Source organism: Saccharopolyspora gregorii (assembly GCF_024734405.1).
In the GTDB taxonomy this organism is placed as follows: domain Bacteria; phylum Actinomycetota; class Actinomycetes; order Mycobacteriales; family Pseudonocardiaceae; genus Saccharopolyspora_C; species Saccharopolyspora_C gregorii.
This window is the reverse complement of the sequence record NZ_CP059556.1, coordinates 3,016,206-3,032,134: the sequence shown is the minus strand read 5'-3', so window position 1 is coordinate 3,032,134 and position 15,929 is coordinate 3,016,206. Positions and strand designations below refer to the sequence as shown.

15 protein-coding genes are annotated in these 15,929 nt (G+C 72.7%); 12 read left to right on the top strand and 3 right to left on the bottom strand.

The annotated features are described in order from the left end of the window. The first annotated feature begins 134 nt into the window (after positions 1 to 134). Positions 135 to 728 carry a TetR/AcrR family transcriptional regulator gene (locus tag H1226_RS13035; RefSeq protein ID WP_224966146.1) on the top strand — a complete coding sequence of 198 codons (594 nt, stop codon included), beginning with the start codon at positions 135 to 137 and terminating at the stop codon, positions 726 to 728. Positions 729 to 828: 100 nt separating this feature from the next. Then, positions 829 to 3,006 (top strand): FUSC family protein, encoded by a 2,178-nt coding sequence (locus H1226_RS13030; protein ID WP_258349220.1) that lies wholly within the window; start codon positions 829 to 831, stop codon positions 3,004 to 3,006. Between the two features lie 46 nt (positions 3,007 to 3,052). Here H1226_RS13030 and H1226_RS13025 read toward each other — a convergent pair whose 3' ends face one another. Continuing rightward, positions 3,053 to 4,531, bottom strand: a complete 1,479-nt coding sequence (locus tag H1226_RS13025; RefSeq protein WP_308011277.1) for a peptide MFS transporter — start codon at positions 4,529 to 4,531, stop codon at positions 3,053 to 3,055. Positions 4,532 to 5,027: 496 nt separating this feature from the next. Here H1226_RS13025 and H1226_RS13020 point away from each other — a divergent pair, with 496 nt between their 5' ends. From H1226_RS13020 to H1226_RS12975, 10 genes are all read left to right on the top strand, one after another. After that, entirely contained in the window at positions 5,028 to 6,374 is a 1,347-nt protein-coding gene (locus tag H1226_RS13020) for a hemolysin family protein (protein ID WP_224957403.1), read from the top strand. Beyond that, positions 6,371 to 7,414, top strand: coding sequence for a hemolysin family protein (locus tag H1226_RS13015; protein WP_258349219.1), 1,044 nt, complete (start codon positions 6,371 to 6,373; stop codon positions 7,412 to 7,414). Before H1226_RS13020 ends, H1226_RS13015 begins: the two co-directional genes overlap by 4 nt. Positions 7,415 to 7,787: 373 nt before the next feature. Continuing rightward, positions 7,788 to 8,627 (top strand): mycofactocin-coupled SDR family oxidoreductase, encoded by an 840-nt coding sequence (locus tag H1226_RS13010; protein WP_224957399.1) that lies wholly within the window; start codon positions 7,788 to 7,790, stop codon positions 8,625 to 8,627. Further along, positions 8,624 to 9,046 carry a nuclear transport factor 2 family protein gene (locus H1226_RS13005; RefSeq protein WP_258349218.1) on the top strand — a complete coding sequence of 141 codons (423 nt, stop codon included), beginning with the start codon at positions 8,624 to 8,626 and terminating at the stop codon, positions 9,044 to 9,046. The genes H1226_RS13010 and H1226_RS13005 overlap by 4 nt, the downstream gene beginning before the upstream one ends. Beyond that, entirely contained in the window at positions 9,043 to 10,014 is a 972-nt protein-coding gene (locus H1226_RS13000) for a class I adenylate-forming enzyme family protein (protein WP_258349217.1), read from the top strand. The genes H1226_RS13005 and H1226_RS13000 overlap by 4 nt, the downstream gene beginning before the upstream one ends. After that, positions 9,950 to 10,231 carry an AMP-binding enzyme gene (locus H1226_RS12995; RefSeq protein ID WP_258349216.1) on the top strand — a complete coding sequence of 94 codons (282 nt, stop codon included), beginning with the start codon at positions 9,950 to 9,952 and terminating at the stop codon, positions 10,229 to 10,231. Before H1226_RS13000 ends, H1226_RS12995 begins: the two co-directional genes overlap by 65 nt. Continuing rightward, positions 10,228 to 10,677, top strand: a complete 450-nt coding sequence (locus H1226_RS12990) for a hypothetical protein (protein WP_258349215.1) — start codon at positions 10,228 to 10,230, stop codon at positions 10,675 to 10,677. The genes H1226_RS12995 and H1226_RS12990 overlap by 4 nt, the downstream gene beginning before the upstream one ends. Beyond that, positions 10,674 to 11,087, top strand: a complete 414-nt coding sequence (locus H1226_RS12985) for a MaoC family dehydratase (RefSeq protein WP_224957391.1) — start codon at positions 10,674 to 10,676, stop codon at positions 11,085 to 11,087. Before H1226_RS12990 ends, H1226_RS12985 begins: the two co-directional genes overlap by 4 nt. Positions 11,088 to 11,092: 5 nt before the next feature. Continuing rightward, positions 11,093 to 11,518, top strand: a complete 426-nt coding sequence (locus tag H1226_RS12980) for an acyl-CoA thioesterase (RefSeq protein WP_258349214.1) — start codon at positions 11,093 to 11,095, stop codon at positions 11,516 to 11,518. Between the two features lie 17 nt (positions 11,519 to 11,535). After that, positions 11,536 to 12,411: a 3-methyladenine DNA glycosylase gene (locus H1226_RS12975; RefSeq protein WP_258349213.1), complete on the top strand. Its 876-nt coding sequence runs from the start codon at positions 11,536 to 11,538 to the stop codon at positions 12,409 to 12,411. Between the two features lie 105 nt (positions 12,412 to 12,516). Here the strand turns inward: H1226_RS12975 and H1226_RS12970 are convergent, their stop codons facing one another. Together H1226_RS12970 and gcvP are read right to left on the bottom strand one after the other, a co-directional pair. Then, positions 12,517 to 12,801, bottom strand: coding sequence for a HesB/YadR/YfhF-family protein (locus H1226_RS12970; protein ID WP_224957388.1), 285 nt, complete (start codon positions 12,799 to 12,801; stop codon positions 12,517 to 12,519). An 84-nt stretch (positions 12,802 to 12,885) separates the two neighbouring features. Beyond that, on the bottom strand, positions 12,886 to 15,783 hold the full coding sequence (gene gcvP, locus H1226_RS12965) for an aminomethyl-transferring glycine dehydrogenase (protein WP_258349212.1): 2,898 nt from the start codon (positions 15,781 to 15,783) through the stop codon (positions 12,886 to 12,888). Positions 15,784 to 15,929: the final 146 nt, after the last annotated feature.

Here is a 15,929-nt window from a genome sequence, read left to right as displayed (position 1 = left end):
CGGGTCGAATTCGGTGCGCAGGTGTGCGGAAAAGTCCAGTGCCTCTGCGCGATAATTCCCCAACAGGTGGACGGTTGCCAACAATACGTACGTACGGATTGCATGCGGCGCGACGGAGCTGGGACGATCAACCCATGCCCAGGGTCAGTCAGGATCACCTCCAGGCCAGGCGCCGCCAGATCCTCGACGGTGCCCGCAGCTGCTTCGCCCGCAACGGCTACGAAGGCGCCACCGTCCGCAGGCTGGAAGAGGCCACCGGGCTGTCCCGCGGCGCGATCTTCCACCACTTCAAGGACAAGGAATCCCTGTTCCTGGCGCTCGCCGAGGACGACGCCGCCCGGATGGCCGACGTCGTCGCCGAGCAGGGCCTGGTGCAGGTGATGCGCGACCTGCTCGCCGACCGCACCCCCGGCGGCGGCAGCGAACCGGAGGCCGAGTGGCTGGGCACCCGGCTGGAGGTCTCGCGGCGGCTGCGCACCGACGCCGAGTTCCGGGCCCGCTGGGCGCAGCGCTCCGAACAGCTCACCGCCGCCACCAAGGCCCGCCTGCAGTGGCAGCGCGACGGTGGGAACCTGCGCGACGACGTGGACGTGGACGTGCTCACCGCCTACCTCGAACTGGTCCTCGAAGGACTCGTCTCGCACCTGGCGATGGGGCTGCCCGCCGATGATCTGGGCCCCGTGCTCGACGTCGTCGAGGAGAGCGTGCGCCGCCACCGCGGCGCCTGACCGCTCCCCCGCCGGCCCGGCGCGCCCCGCCCGTCCGGGGGACGCGCGGCGTAGGGTCGCGGCGGCGGCCGCGGCGAGCGGCGGGAAGGAGCGAGCGCACGTGGTCAGCGAGTGGTGGAACCGCTTCCTCGCGTCCGACCCGGCGCTGCGCCGGCTGCGCAACGCCACCCGCGTCACGCTGGCCACGGCCTGCGCGATCGGCGCCGCGATGGGCGTGCTGGTGCTGCTGCACCGCCCGGTGACCAGCGGGATGGTCGCCGCGGTGGTGGCGATCAACTCGATCACCGCGGTGAACGACCCCACCGACCGGGAGCGCCGCCGCACCACGCTGCTGATGCCGGTGCCCGCCGTGCTCTCGCTGACCCTGGCCACCGCCACGGCGAGCGCGCCGGTGCTGCACGTGGCGCTGTTCCTGCCCGTGGTGTTCGCGGCGACCTACATCCGGCGGTTCGGCCCGCGGTACTTCGCGTTCGGGATGGTCGCGTTCATGGGGTACTTCTTCGCGATGTTCCTGCGCCCGCAGCTGCCGCAGCTGCCGGACCTGCTGTGGGCCGCGGTGTGCGGGGCGGGCAGCGCGTTCCTCCTGCGGTTCGTGGTGCTGCGCGACGACCCGCGCGGCGTGCTGGAGCGGGGGCGGCGCACGCTGCGCGCCCAGGTGCAGGGCCTGCTGCACGAGGTGCGCGCGCTGGCCCAGCAGCCGGAGGCCGAGCGGCACCGCAAGCGGCTGCGGCACCGCTCGGTGCGGCTCAACGAGACCGCCCGGATGCTGGAGGGCACCGTCGCCGAGCTCGACGGGCTGGACGAGGCGGGCCGGGAACTGCTGCGGCGGCGCATCCTCAGCGTCGAGCTGACCGCGGAGAACCTGCTGAACCCGCTGATGCGGGTGCTCGACCACCCCAGCGGCGGGACGGCGGTGCCGCAGGCGGTGGCCGGCCTGCTGGCCGTGGTGCGCAGCGACGCCTCCGAGGTGCGGGCCGCCGCGCGTTCGCTCGCCGACCGCATCGAACGCGACGGGGTGCGCGCCGCCGGGCAGCCGGACGACGGCGCGTCCCGGCCGCGGCGGCGGGACGGTTCGGTGGAGCTGGCGATGGCGATCCGCAGGCTCGGCGCCGCGCTCGCCGAGCTCACCACCGCGTACGGAGACCTCGGCCGCGTCGGGCCGCGCACCGACGACACCGATGACGAGGGCACCGGGCAGCGCTCCGGCGACGAGCGCGAACCCGACGAGGACCGGACCGACCGCGAGGAGACCGGGCTGCGCCGTCCCGAGCTGCGCGCCGCCGTGCAGGTCACCTGCGCCGCGGCGATGGCGATCGTGCTCGGCCAGCTGGTCTCGCCGAACCGCTGGTACTGGGCGGTGATCACGGCGTTCGTGGTGTTCATCAGCGCCAACAGCCGCGGCGAGCTGCTGGTGCGCGCCTGGCAGCGCACCGCGGGCACGATGCTCGGGGTGGTGGCCGGGGTGCTGGTCGCGTCCCGCATCACCGGTGACGCCACGGCGGAGCTGCTGATGATCCTGTGCTGCGTGTTCGCCGCGTTCTACCTGGCGGGGGTGTCCTACGCCGGGATGACGTTCTTCATCACCACGATGCTCGGGGCGCTCTACGGCGTGCTGGGCACGTTCGACGTGAACGTGCTGGGCGTGCGCCTGGCCGAGACCGCGATCGGTGCGAGCGCGGGCGTGCTGGCGGCGACCGTGGTGCTGCCCACCCGCACCCGGCGGCTGCTGCGGGACAACACCGAGGACTTCCTGCTGCGGCTGCGGGACCTGCTGCGCTCCACCGGCACCGCGGTCGGCGCGGGCGACTGCGGCGACGGCCTGCGCGAAGGTGTCCGCGAGGTCGACGACGCGCTGCACAGCGCGCTCTCCAGCGCCCGGCCGCTGGTGGCCTACCGGATGCCGTCGCGGCGCAGCGCGCTGGACCGGTCCCTCACGGTGCTCACCGGCTGCGCCTACGCCACCCGCAACCTGGCGGCGGTGCTGCCGCCGACCGTGGACATGCTCGACGAGGACACCCGGGACCGGCTGGCCGAGCTGCTGTGGGCGATGGCCGAGACGGCGGCGTCGATGACCGCGGAGGCCACCCAGGGCCTCCGGGAGGCCCGCGAGTCCGCGCAGTCCTGGGCCGACGACCTGCGCGACCTGGCCGAGTCGCTGCCGCAGGACCCGACGTCGCTGCACCGCACGCTCGCCACCCTGGACCGGCTGCGGGGGCTGCTGGACGACCTCGCCGAGGAGACCGGGCTCGGCAGCACTCCGGAACGGGCCCCGGCATGACGCGGCGGGCGGCCCGAACCGGACCGCCCGCCGCCGAGGAGCTCGATCACGGAACCCCGTGCATCAACTTCTTGATCTTCGGCGCGCCCAGCGCGAGCAGCCCGCCGCAGGCGATGGTCGCCAACCCGATCACGCCGAAGTACAGCGTCTGGTTCGCCGGGTCGTAGAGCTTCACCACCTGCGCACCGATGCCCTGCCCGAGCGCCGGGGCCAGGAAGTACAGGCCCATCGTCTGCGAGGAGAACACCGGCGGCGCCAGCTTCGTGGTCACCGACAGACCCACCGGCGAGATCATCAGCTCACCGATGGTGAGGATGACGAACACCAGCGCCACCACCAGCGCCAGCTGCTTGCCGCTGGAGTCGGTGATGAACCCGGACACCACGACCCACAGGAAGCCCAGCCCGACGAACACGAGACCGCCGACGAACTTGATCGGCGTGCTCGGCTGCCGGTCGCCCAGCTTCAGCCACAGCGCGGCGAACACCGGCGCCAGGACGATGATCGCCAGCGAGTTGATCGACTGGAACCAGCTGACCGGGAACTCCCAGCCGAACACCTCGTGGGTGGTCTGCATGTCGGTGACGATCACCAGGGTGCTGGCCTGCTGCTCGAAGAGCATGAAGAACAGCGCGGTCGCCAGGAACAGCGGGATGTAGGCGACGAGCCGCTCCCGCTCCACCTTGTTGATCTGCTTGCTGCTGAGCATCACCGCGAAGTAGGCGATCGGCAGCACGGCCGAGATCACCGTGACCACGTTGACCAGGCCGGCGAGGCCGATGACCCCGGTGCCGACCAGCGCCACCAGCCCGATCACGAACACCGCGGCGATGCCGCCGGCCCGGCCCAGCACGGCGCCCTTGTGCTCGGCGGGCAGCGGGTTGCCGGGCACCTCGCTGACGCTGGAGAGGTTGCGCCTGCCCAGCACGTACTGCACCAGGCCCAGCGCCATGCCGACCGCGGCGGCGCCGAAGCCCCAGTGGAAGCCGATCTCGGACTGGAGGAACCCGGCGATCAGCGGCCCGGCGAACCCGCCGAGGTTGATCCCCATGTAGAAGATCGAGAAACCGGCGTCGCGGCGCTTGTCCTGCTGCGCGTAGAGGTCGCCGACCATCTTCGAGACGTTCGGCTTGAGCAAGCCGGTACCGGCGATGATCAGCACGATGCCGATGCCGGTGGTGGCCAGCCCGCCGGGCACCGCCATCGCGATGTGCCCGAACATGATCAGGACGCCGCCCCAGAACACGGCGCGGCGAGCACCGAAGATCCGGTCGGCGATCCAGCCACCCGCGACACCGGTCAGGTACACCGAGGCGCCGTAGGCGGAGACGAGCGAGGTGGCGGTGGTCTCCGGGAGCCCGAGACCACCGTCCTGCACGGCCGTGTACAGGTAGAGCGCGAGGATCCCGCGCATCCCGTAGTAGGAGAACCGCTCCCACATCTCGGTGAAGAACAGCGTGGACAGTGCCCGTGGCTGGCCGAAGAAGCCCTGCTGCGGCGCGTCCGCAACCGTGGGGGTACTCACGATCACGACCTCTCTGGTGCTGGATGCGGCGGGTGGCCGCGTGCGGAACTGCGCAGAGGTTACGCCTTGCCCAAATGGTGTGAACCGCAACCTGGAAATACGGTGAAAATCGGTGGGGTGATCATCCGCAGCGGCGTACGCAGCGCTGTTGCGCGAGCACTCGGCGCGGTCGCGCTACCGCCGATCGGACGCAACCCACCGCATCCACCGCTCCCCGCGGCCCTTCCCGCCGCGTCCTGCCGGAGGGACGCGGCGGCGTGACCGCGGGTGGCGGCACCGTCGCACCGCGCGGCTCCGCCACCCCTCCGCGCGTCGCCGGAGTCACGATGCGCGGTTCCGGTGCTCCGATCGGGATATACTCGGGTCGCTTATTTCCGATTTCCTCCCGAGGAGTGACACGTTCGGTGCCCACGGCACAGTCCCCTGAAGGAAGTACCGAGCCGGGACGTGGTCCCGGCTTTCCGCTCACTACCGGCCTGCGGCGAGGTGATCGCTGATGGCCATCGTGCTCTCCGTCCTCGGACTCCTGTTCGTCGCCGTGCTCACCTTGGGCACCGCGCTCGCCGTGGCCGCGGAATTCTCCCTGACCTCGCTGGAACGCAGCACCGTCGACGCCCACGTCAGCCAGGTCGGCGACCGGCGGGCGAAAGCGGTGCAGCGCGCGCACCGCACCCTCTCGTTCCAGCTCTCCGGCGCGCAGGTCGCCATCACCCTGACCACCCTGATCACGGGTTACGTGGCCGAACCGCTGATCGGTGAGCTGCTGCGCCCGGCGTTCCTGGCCGTCGGCCTGCCGAACGCGGTGGCGGCACCGATCTCGCTGGTGGTGGCGATCCTGCTGGCCACCACGCTGTCGATGGTGTTCGGCGAGATGGTGCCGAAGAACCTGGCCATCGCGCGCCCGCTGCCGACCGCCCGCGCCGTCTCCGGCTACCACTCCCGCTTCTCGCAGGTGTTCCGCTGGTTGATCGACAGCATGAACAACAGCGCGAACTGGGCGGTGCGCCGCTTCGGCATCGAGCCGCAGGAGGAGCTGCGTTCGGCGCGCTCCCCCGACGAGCTCGGCTCGATCGTCCGCTCCAGCGCCGAGCACGGCACGCTCGACGAGTCCACCGCGGTCCTGATGGACCGCTCGCTGCGCTTCGGCGACCGCTCCGCGGACGAGCTGATGACGCCGCGGGTCAAGGTCGAGTCGCTGTCCTCGGACGCGTCGGTGCTGGACCTGCTGACGCTGGCCCGGCGCACCGGGTTCTCCCGGTTCCCGGTGCACGACCACGACCTGGACGGCGTGCAGGGCGTCGTGCACGTGAAGCAGGCGTTCGGCGTGCCCGCCGACCAGCGCGACAGCACCCGGGTCGGGTCGCTGGCCCGCCCGGTGCCGACGGTGCCGGAGACGCTGGATGGCGATTCGCTGCTGAACCGGCTGCGCGGTTCCGGGCTGCAGCTGGCCCTGGTCGTCGACGAGTACGGCGGCACCGCGGGCCTGGTGAGCTTGGAGGACGTGGTCGAGGAGATCATCGGTGACGTCCGCGACGAGCACGACCGGCGGGAGACCGCCGCGGTGCGCCCGCTGACCGAAGGCACCTGGATCGTCTCCGGGCTGCTGCGCGCCGACGAGATCGAGGAGGCCACCGGCTTCGAGATGCCCGAGGGCGAGTACGAGACCGTCGCCGGTCTGGTGCTGGCGCGGCTGGGCCGCATCCCGGCCTACGGCGACCAGGTCGAGGTGGGCCCGTGGCGGCTCACCGTCGCGAGCATGGACCGCCACCGCATCGCCGAGCTGCGCCTGACCCGGGCGCACCGCCCGGCCGACTCCACCGGCACCTCTGGGGGGACCCGATGAGCGACACCGTGGCGATCCTGCTCGGCGTCCTGCTGCTGCTGCTCAACGCGTTCTTCGTGGGCGCGGAGTTCTCGCTGCTGTCCTCCCGCCGGGACCGGCTGGAGGCGCTGCTTGACCAGGGCGTGAGCCGGGCCCGCACCGTGATCAAGGCGAGCCAGGAGGGTTCGCTGATGCTCACCAGCGCCCAGCTGGGCATCACGCTGTGCTCGCTGGGCCTGGGCCGGCTCGGCGAACCGGCCGTGGCGCACCGGCTGGAGCTGCTCATCCAGCCGTTCTCGGTGCCCGCGCCCGTGGTGCACGCGCTGGGCTTCACGATCGCGCTGGCGATCGTGGTGGTGCTGCACGTGCTGGTCGGCGAGATGGTGCCGAAGAACCTGGCGCTGGCGGACCCGGAGCGGCTCGCGCTGTGGCTGGTGCCCGCGCTGGTGGCGTTCGTGAAGCTGGCGCGGCCGCTGATCGCGCTGTTCAACATGATGGCGAACGGCGTGCTCAAGGCGCTGAAGGTGGAGCCGAAGGACGAGCTGGACACGGCGTACACGTCCTCCGAGCTGGCCGAGCTGCTGGTGGAGTCGCGGCGGGAGGGGCTGCTGGAGCAGTCCGAGCACCGCAGGCTCGCGCAGACGCTGTCCTCGGTGGAGCACACCGTCGCCGACGTGCTGGTGCCGCTGGACCAGGTGACCAGCCTGCCCGGTGCGCCGACGCTGGGCGACGTGGAGCACGCGGTCTCCAGCACCGGGTTCTCCCGCTTCCCGGTGCGCGCGGACTCCGGCGAGCTGCTCGGCTACCTGCACGTGAAGGACGTGCTGGACCAGGCCGGCGGCGAACCGTCCACCCCGATCGCGTCCACCCGCATCCGCAGGTTGCCGTCGGTTCCGGTGACGGCCCGGCTGGACCAGGCGCTGACCTCGCTGCGGCGGGCGCGCAGCCACCTGGCGGTCGCGGTCGATTCGGACGGCGCCTCGCACGGCGTGGTCGCGTTGGAGGACCTGGTGGAGGAGTACGTGGGCACCGTCCGGGACGGCACGCACGTCACCGCCTGACCGGCGCGGAGCTCGATCGACGCGGGTCGTCCCCTCGGGGGCGGCCCGCGTCGCCGTCCTCCCGCCCGGTCTCCGCCGAACGGGTGACGAGCGCGGCGGTGCCATCCTGCGCCGAACGCGTGAATTCGCGACTTCCGGGCACGCGCGGTGATGCCCGCAACACCGTGCGCGATCGCCCCAACTGCGCAGCGAACGGCCCCGGCAACCGGTCCGGCGCGGGCCGCGGGGGCTGCTCAGGAGCGGTTTCCGGTGCCTTGACAGCAAGATCGGCACGGCCATACTCCGCTACGGAGCCGGGGCTCCGGACCGGGGCCGCGGGCTCCCGGCAGCACGCGCACCGCGCGCCGCGGGGCGCGCGAAGAAGGGCGGACGGATGGCCGATCGGATGGCCGGCAAGGTCGCGTTCATCACCGGGGCGGCGCGGGGGCAGGGACGTTCCCACGCGCTGCGGCTGGCCGCCGAGGGCGCCGACGTCATCGCCGTCGACCGGTGCGCCGAGATCGACTCGGTCGCGCCGGTCTACTCGATGCCCACCGAGCACGACCTGGCCGAGACCGCCCGCCGCGTCGAGGAGCTGGGCAGGCGCGCGGTGGCCCGGATCGCCGACGTGCGCGACTTCGACGGGCTGCAGGCCGCGTTCGACTCGGGCGTGGCCGAGCTCGGCAGGGTCGACGTCGTCATCGCCAACGCGGGCATCGTCTCCTTCGGCCGCAGCTGGGAGCTGACCGCCGAGCAGTGGCAGGACATGATCGACGTGAACCTCACCGGGGTCTTCCACACCGCGAAGGCCGCGATCCCGACGATGATCGAGCAGGGCGACGGCGGCTGCCTGCTGCTCATCTCCTCGGTCGCCGGGTTGAAGGGCCGCGGCGGGCTGGCGCACTACTCGGCCGCCAAGCAGGGCGTGGTCGGGTTGATGCAGAGCCTCGCCGGTGAGCTCGGCGAGCACGGCATCCGGGTCAACACGATCCACCCGACGAACGTGAGCACGCCGATGATCCAGCACCCGACCTTCTACGGGATGTTCAGCCCGCCCGGCGCGGAACCGACGCTGGAGAACGCGGAACCGGCGATGCGGGCGATGCACGTGCTGCCGACGCCGTGGGTGCGCGAGTCCGACGTCAGCGACGCGGTCGCGTTCCTCGCGGGCGACGAGGCGCGGTTCGTGACCGGCGCGGCGTTCCCCGTCGACGCCGGGGTCGGCGTCCGGTGAGCGCGGCGGTCCGCTCCGCCGTCGAGGACGTGCTGGCGCGCTACGCGCTCGGCTACGACGAGGGCGATCTGGAGCTGCTCGCGGACTGCTTCACCGCCGACGCCGAGCTGTCGGTGCACGTGGCGGACGGCGCGGTGACGGGCCCGGTCCGCGGCCGCGACGCCATCGTCGAGCTGGTCCGGGGAACGGCGGGTTCGCAGCGGGACCGGCGCAGGCACGTGCTGAGCAACCTGGTGCTGGAGCACGCCGGTGACCGGGCCCGGGCGCGCAGCTACCTGACCCTGTTCGCGGTGGCGGACGGCGCGCTGCGCGCGGTCACCACCGGCCGCTACCTCGCCGAGCTGCGCGGAGCGCCGGACGGATCCGGGGGCTGGCGGATCAGCGACCTGCGGGTCGAGCTGGACCTGCCGTTCTCGTGACGCTCAACCTGGGCCTCATCCCGGCGAAGTGGGCGGCGCTGGCGCCGCGCGCGCTCGCCGTGCACGACGTGCCGACCGGACGGCGGGTGCGCTGGGCCGAGCTGGACGAGCGGGTGCGGCGGCTCGCCAACGGACTGCTCGGGCTCGGGTTGCGCCGCGGCGACCGGGTGGCGGCGCTGTCCCGGAACCGGGTGGAGCTGCTGGAGCTGTACTTCGCCTGCGGCCGGGCCGGGCTGGTGCTGCAACCGCTGAACTGGCGGCTCGACACCGCGGAGCTGGCCCGGCTGCTGCGGGACGCGACGCCGCGGGCGCTGATCACCGCCGCCGAGTGGTCCGCGCAGGCCGCGGAGCTGCGGCGGACCTGCGACCTGGCCCACTGGCTGGAGTTCGGCGGTGACGGCGGCTACGAGGAGCTGCTGGCCGCCGCCTCCGCCGCCGAACCGCCCGGTAGCGAGCACGTCGGCGACCACGACCCGTTCTTCATCCTCCACACCGGCGGCACCACCGGCCGCAGCAAGGGCGCGCTGCACACCCACCGCAGCGCCGAGGCGGGCGGCGTGCACCAGACCGTCGCCGAGCGCATCGTGCCCGGTGACGTGTACCTGATGACCGGGCAGATGTTCCACATCCCGATCGTGCTGGCGATGAACTACCTGCGGCACGGCTGTCCGCTGGTGCTGGTGGACTTCGCGGCCGAGCAGGCGCTGCGGGTCATCGAGCAGGAGCGGGTCTCGGCGTTCCTCGGCATCACCACGATGCTGAACTGGATGCTCGCGGTGCCGGGGTTCGACCGCTACGACCTGCGCAGCCTGCGCAACATCCAGTACGGCGGCGGGCCGATGCCCACCTCGGTGGTGCGGGCCGCGCTGGAGTCGTTCCCCTGCTCGCTGATCCAGGACGCCGATGACCGCGCACTCCAGCACCGCGGGGTGGGCCGCGACGGCCTCCTCGACGGGGACGCTGCCTGATCCGGAGTGGGGCGAGAACGTGAAGGCCGTCGTGGTGCTCAAACCCGGCACCACCGCCACCGGAGCCGAGATCATCGCCACCGCCCGGCAGCGGCTGCCGTCCTACCAGAAGCCGAAGTCGGTGGACTTCGTCGCGAGCCTGCCCAAGGCCCCGACCGGAAAAGTGATCAAGCGCGAGCTGCGCGCCCCCTACTGGGCGGATCAGGAGCGGACATGACCTCAGCCGTACCCGACGAGGCGGCGCTGGCCGAGCTCGTCGGCACCGAGTTGCCCGGCGGGGAGTTCACCGTGGAGCCGTGGTGGGTGCGGCTGGTCAACGACTGCGCGCTCGCCGATCCGGAGGACGGGGCCGGCAGCCCGGTGTTCGCGTTCCTCGCCGCGACCTCGGCGATGGGGGTGAGCTGGGAGCGGTTCTGGGGCTGGTTCGGCGCCCGCGAGTCGGACGGCCCGATGGCCGGGGAGGTGCACACCGTGCTGCACCGCCCGCTGCGGGTCGGCGCCACCTACGCGGTGCGGGGCCGGATCGAGTCGGCGCGGCGCAAGCGCGGCGCTCGCACCGGCGTGTTCGACCTGGTCGAGTACCGGCTGGACCTGCACGAACCGGACGGGTCGGCGGCCGCGTCCTGCACCAGCTCGATCCTGTTCCCGCGGCGGCCCCGATGAGCGGCGTGCGGCCAGGGGACGTGCTGCCCGACCACCAGGTCGGCCCGGTCAGCGCGGAGAAGATGAAGACGATGGCCGCCCTGATGCGGGACGCGAACCCGATCCACTTCGACCCGGCCGCGGTGCGCGCCCTCGGGCTCGGCGACCGGGTGGTGAACCAGGGGCCGCTGAACCAGGCGTACGTGGTGTCGATGCTGGCGCGCTGGGCGGGCGGGGCGCACCGGATCCGGGAGCTGCGGTTGCGCCACCTCGGCGCGGTGTTCGCCGGGGACCGGTTGCGCGCGCACGGCACGGTGACCGGCGTGTCCGAACAGGACGGTGTCCTGGTGGCGTCCTGCGCGGTCGGACTCGACGTGCTCGGCGGCGATCCGGTGCTCTCCGGCACCGCGTCCGTCCACATCGGAGGGTGATGGCGGTGGACCAGGTGCAGCGCTTCCGGCTGTCCTACGGGGACTGCGACGCGCTCGGCATCGCGTACTTCGCGATCTACTACCCGTGGATGGAGCGGGCCTACAGCAGCTGGCTGCACGCCCGCGGGCTGCGCTCGGCGGAGCTGGCCGCGCAGCTGGGCACCGGGACGGTCGGGGTGCGCTCGGCGGCCACCTACCTGGCGCCGGTGCGGGTGTTCGACGAACTGGCCTGCGAGGTGGTGCAGGACCGGGTAGGCACCACCTCCTACACCCTCGGCTTCGAGTTCACCCGGGACGGCGAGCTCGTCGTCCACGGCCGGATGACCTTCGCCTGCCGCGACCCGGAAGGCGCCAAGGCACCGGTCCCGCCGCGGCTGCGGGAGCTGATCGCGCAGCTGCGCCCCGGCCGGACCGGCCCCGACGAGGGCTGACCTATCCTGGCGGCACTATGCGAGTGCTGGGCGAACAGGAATGGCGGGACCGCGCGAACGCGCACCGGGAGCGGGTGGAGCGCTGGACGGGACCGCACCGGCGCAGGCAGCGCGCCGGGGAGAAGCACCCGGTGATGGACTTCCTGTTCACCTACTACTCGCACCGCCCGTCGCTGCTGGAGCGCTGGCAGCCCGGTTTCGGCGTCGCGCTCGAAGGCGGCGCCGAGTTCCTGGAGCGCCGCGGCTACCGGCGCGTCCCCGAGGGCGTGGCGCTGGACCCGGCGGTGCTCACCGCGAAACGCCGCGACTCGGTGCGCTTCGTGCACGGGCTGCTCACCGCGGTGCGCTCCCGCAGCCCGCAGCTGGGCTGCTTCGGGCTGCACGAGTGGGCGATGGTCTACCGCACCTCCCCCGGCGACGTGCGGCACGAGTCCTGGCCGCTGCGGCTCGGGCACGCGGGCACCGACGCGGTCGTCGAGTCGATGCCCATCAAGTGCACCCACCACGACGCGTTCCGGTTCTTCACCCCGCCCGCGCGGCCGCTGAACGCGCTGCAACCGGCCCGCGAGGACCAGGTCGCCCTGGAGCAGCCGGGATGCCTGCACGGCAACATGGACCTGTTCAAGTGGGCCTACAAGCTGAATCCGCTGGTGCCCGCCGAACTCGTCGCCGACTGCTTCGAACTGGCGGCGGACATCCGCGAGCTGGACATGCGCGCCAGCCCCTACGACCTCGCCGCCCTCGGCTACCCGCCGGTCGCGGTGGAGACACCCGAAGGGCGCGCCGCCTACGTGCGCGCGCAGCGCGAGTTCGCCGAGCGGGCCGCACCGCTGCGGGACCGGCTGGTGGAGCACTGCGAACGGCTGCTGGCCGTCCCGCAACCGGTCGCCTGAGTCCCGGAACGCGACAGCGCCGACCGGGCCGGGGAAGGTCGCTCCCCCGGTCCCGGCCGGCGCTGTCGTCGGCTCGGTGACCCGCGCGCGGCGGGTCGCTGCGGCTCAGTCCCGGACGGCCAGGTTCAGCTCGCCGTTGTCGTCGCGCTCGGCGTCGAGCACCTTGTCGCCCAGCAGCGACGCCGCCTGCGGTTCGAGGAAGACCCGGGCACCGGATTCCTCCAACACCTGGTCGTCTCCCTGCGGCTCGCTGGCGATCGACGCCTGCAACTCGGCCTGCCCGGCCTCGTCCGCGACCGGGGCGATGCGCAGCCCCGATCCTTCGGGCGAGTCACCGCCGGCCAGCACGACCTTGATGACCTCGGCTGCGCTCTCGCTGATCGTGAGCATTGCTGCACTCCTCTCGGAGGCGATCGGATGGAGCCGCCCACCGTAGTGCATCAGCGGCGGCTCCCGCTCACCCCCGCGCCGCGGTCAGCCCTCGTAGGCCGAAAGCGGAGGGCACGAGCACACCAGGTTCCGGTCCCCGCGCGCCCCGTCGATCCGGCGCACCGCGGGCCACACCTTCGGCGCCCCGGTGCCCATCGGGTAGGCCGCCTCCGCCCGGCTGTAGGCGTGCTCCCACGGCCCGGCCAGCGAGGCCGCCGTGTGCGGAGCGTGCACGAGCGGGTTGTCGTCGGCGGGCCAGTGGCCGCCGGCGACCTTGTCGATCTCGCCCTTGATGGCGATCATCGCGTCGCAGAACCGGTCCAGCTCGGCGAGGTTCTCGCTCTCGGTCGGCTCCACCATCAGCGTGCCCGCCACCGGGAACGACATCGTCGGCGCGTGCAGCCCGTAGTCGGCGAGCCGCTTGGCCACGTCGTCCACGGTGACGCCGGAGGCCTTGGTGAGCGGCCGCAGGTCCAGGATGCACTCGTGGGCGACGAACCCGCCGGAGCCGGTGTAGAGCACCGGGAAGTGCTCGTCGAGCCGCCGCGCCACGTAGTTCGCCGCGGCGACGGCCGTCAGCGTCGCCCGCCGCAGCCCGTCGGAGCCCATCATCCGCACGTAGGCCCAGGAGATCGGCAGGATCGAGGCGCTGCCCCACGGCGCGGCGCTGATCGGCCCCACCCCGGTCTCCGGTCCCGCGGCGGGCTGCAGCGGGTGGTTCGGCAGGAACGGCGCCAGGTGCTCGCGCACCCCGATCGGGCCGACGCCGGGACCGCCGCCGCCGTGCGGGATGCAGAACGTCTTGTGCAGGTTCAGGTGCGAGACGTCGGAGCCGAACTCGCCCATCCGCGCCAGGCCGATGAGCGCGTTCAGGTTCGCGCCGTCCACGTAGACCTGGCCGCCCGCCTCGTGCACCAGCCCGCACACCTGTTCCACGGTGTCCTCGTACACGCCGTGCGTGGACGGGTAGGTGATCATGATGGCGGCGAGGTCGTCGCGGTGCTGGTCGACGACTTCGCGCAGGTGGTCGAGCTCGATGTTGCCCTGGTCGTCGCAGCGCACCACGACCACGCGCAGCCCGGCCATCACGGCGCTGGCCGCGTTGGTGCCGTGCGCGCTCGCCGGGATCAGGCACACGTCCCGCGCCGCCGCACCACGGCTGTGGTGGTAGGCGCGGATGGCCAGCAGCCCGGCGAACTCGCCCTGGCTGCCCGCGTTCGGCTGCAGGCTCACCGAGTGGTACCCGGTGATCTCGGCCAGCCAGCGCTCCAGGTCGTGCACGATCTCCAGCAGGCCGGTGGCGTCCTGGGCGGGCGCGAACGGGTGGAGCTCGGCGAACTCCGGCCAGGTGATCGGCTCCATCTCCGCGGTCGCGTTGAGCTTCATCGTGCAGGAGCCCAGCGGGATCATGCTGCGGTCCAGCGCCACGTCCGAGTCGGACAGGCGGCGCAGGTAGCGCAGCAGCGAGGTCTCCGAGCGGTGCGCGTGGAAAACCGGGTGCGTCATGTACTCGGAGGTGCGCAGCAGCGCGGTCGGCAGCGCGTCGTCGGTCTCGGCGTCCAGCTCGTCGATGCCGGCCAGCGAGCCCCCGGCGATGCCGAACGCCTCCGCGACCCGCACCAGCGCTTCCCGGGTGGTGGTCTCGTCGCAGCTGACGCCGACGTGGTCGTCGTCGATGTGGCGCAGGTTGATGCCGCCGTCCCGCGCGGCGCGGACCACCTCGGCGGCCCGGCCGGGGACCTCGGCGACGAGGGTGTCGAAGAACTCGGCGTGCACGATGCGCACCCCGCCGCGGCGCAGCCGCTCGGCCAGCACCGCCGCCATCCGGTGCGCCCGCTTCGCGATGGCCCGCAGCCCGGCGGGACCGTGGTACACGCCGTACATGCCCGCCACCACGGCGAGCAGCACCTGGGCGGTGCAGATGTTGCTGGTGGCCTTCTCCCGGCGGATGTGCTGCTCGCGGGTCTGCAGCGCCAGCCGGTAGGCCTGGTTCCCGTCCGCGTCGACGCTCACCCCGACCAGCCGGCCGGGCAACTGCCGCTCGATGCCCTTGCGCACCGCCATGTAGCCGGCGTGCGGGCCGCCGAAGCCCATCGGGACGCCGAAGCGCTGCGTCGTGCCCACCACCACGTCCGCGCCCAGCTCACCGGGGGCGCGCAGCACCGTCAGCGCGAGCAGGTCGGCGCTGACCACCACCATGCCGCCGCGCTCGTGCACCTCGTCGATGACCGCCTGGTGGTCGCGGACCACCCCGGAGGCACCCGGGTAGGCCAGCAGCGCCCCGAAGAACTCGCCGTCCGGCAGCGCCGACGCGCCCGCGGACAGGTCCGCCACCACGACCTCGATGCCCAGCGGTTCCGCCCGCGTGCGCAGCACCGCGAGGGTCTGCGGCAGCACGTCGGCGTCCACCACGAACCGCGGCGACTTGGCCCGGCCCGCACGGCGCACCAGCGTCATGCCCTCGGCCGCCGCGGTGGCCTCGTCGAGCATCGACGAGTTCGCGACCGGCACGCCGGTCAAGTCGGCCACCATGGTCTGGAAGTTCAGCAGCGCTTCGAGCCTGCCCTGCGAGATCTCCGGCTGGTACGGCGTGTACGCCGTGTACCAGGCGGGGCTCTCCAGCACGTTGCGCCGGATCACCGGCGGCGTGATCGTCGGGTAGTAGCCCAGGCCGATCATCTCGGTGTGCGGGCTGTTCAGCCTGGCCAGGTCGCGCAGCTGCTGGAGCGCCTCGGCTTCGGTGGCCGGTTCCGGCAGCGCCAGCTGCAGGTCCCGCTCGCGGATGCCGTCGGGCACCGCCGACTGCCCCAGCTCCTCCAGCGAGCCGACGCCGATCACGTCGAGCATCCGGGCCAGCTCAGCGGGCAGCGGCCCGACATGGCGGTCGGCGAACGGAGTGCCGTGTTCCAGGGCGGCCAGCGGGATGCGGTCTTCGGTCGTCATCGCCACACCTCATTCATCGCGACGGACAGGGCGGCAGCACGTGTGCTGCTCTCCCCCTCTGTCACTGTCCGCGACGCGAACGCCTGAGAGCTTCACCCGGTCCGCGGACCGGACTTGCACCGTCGGCGGGGAACCACGTCGGTGGT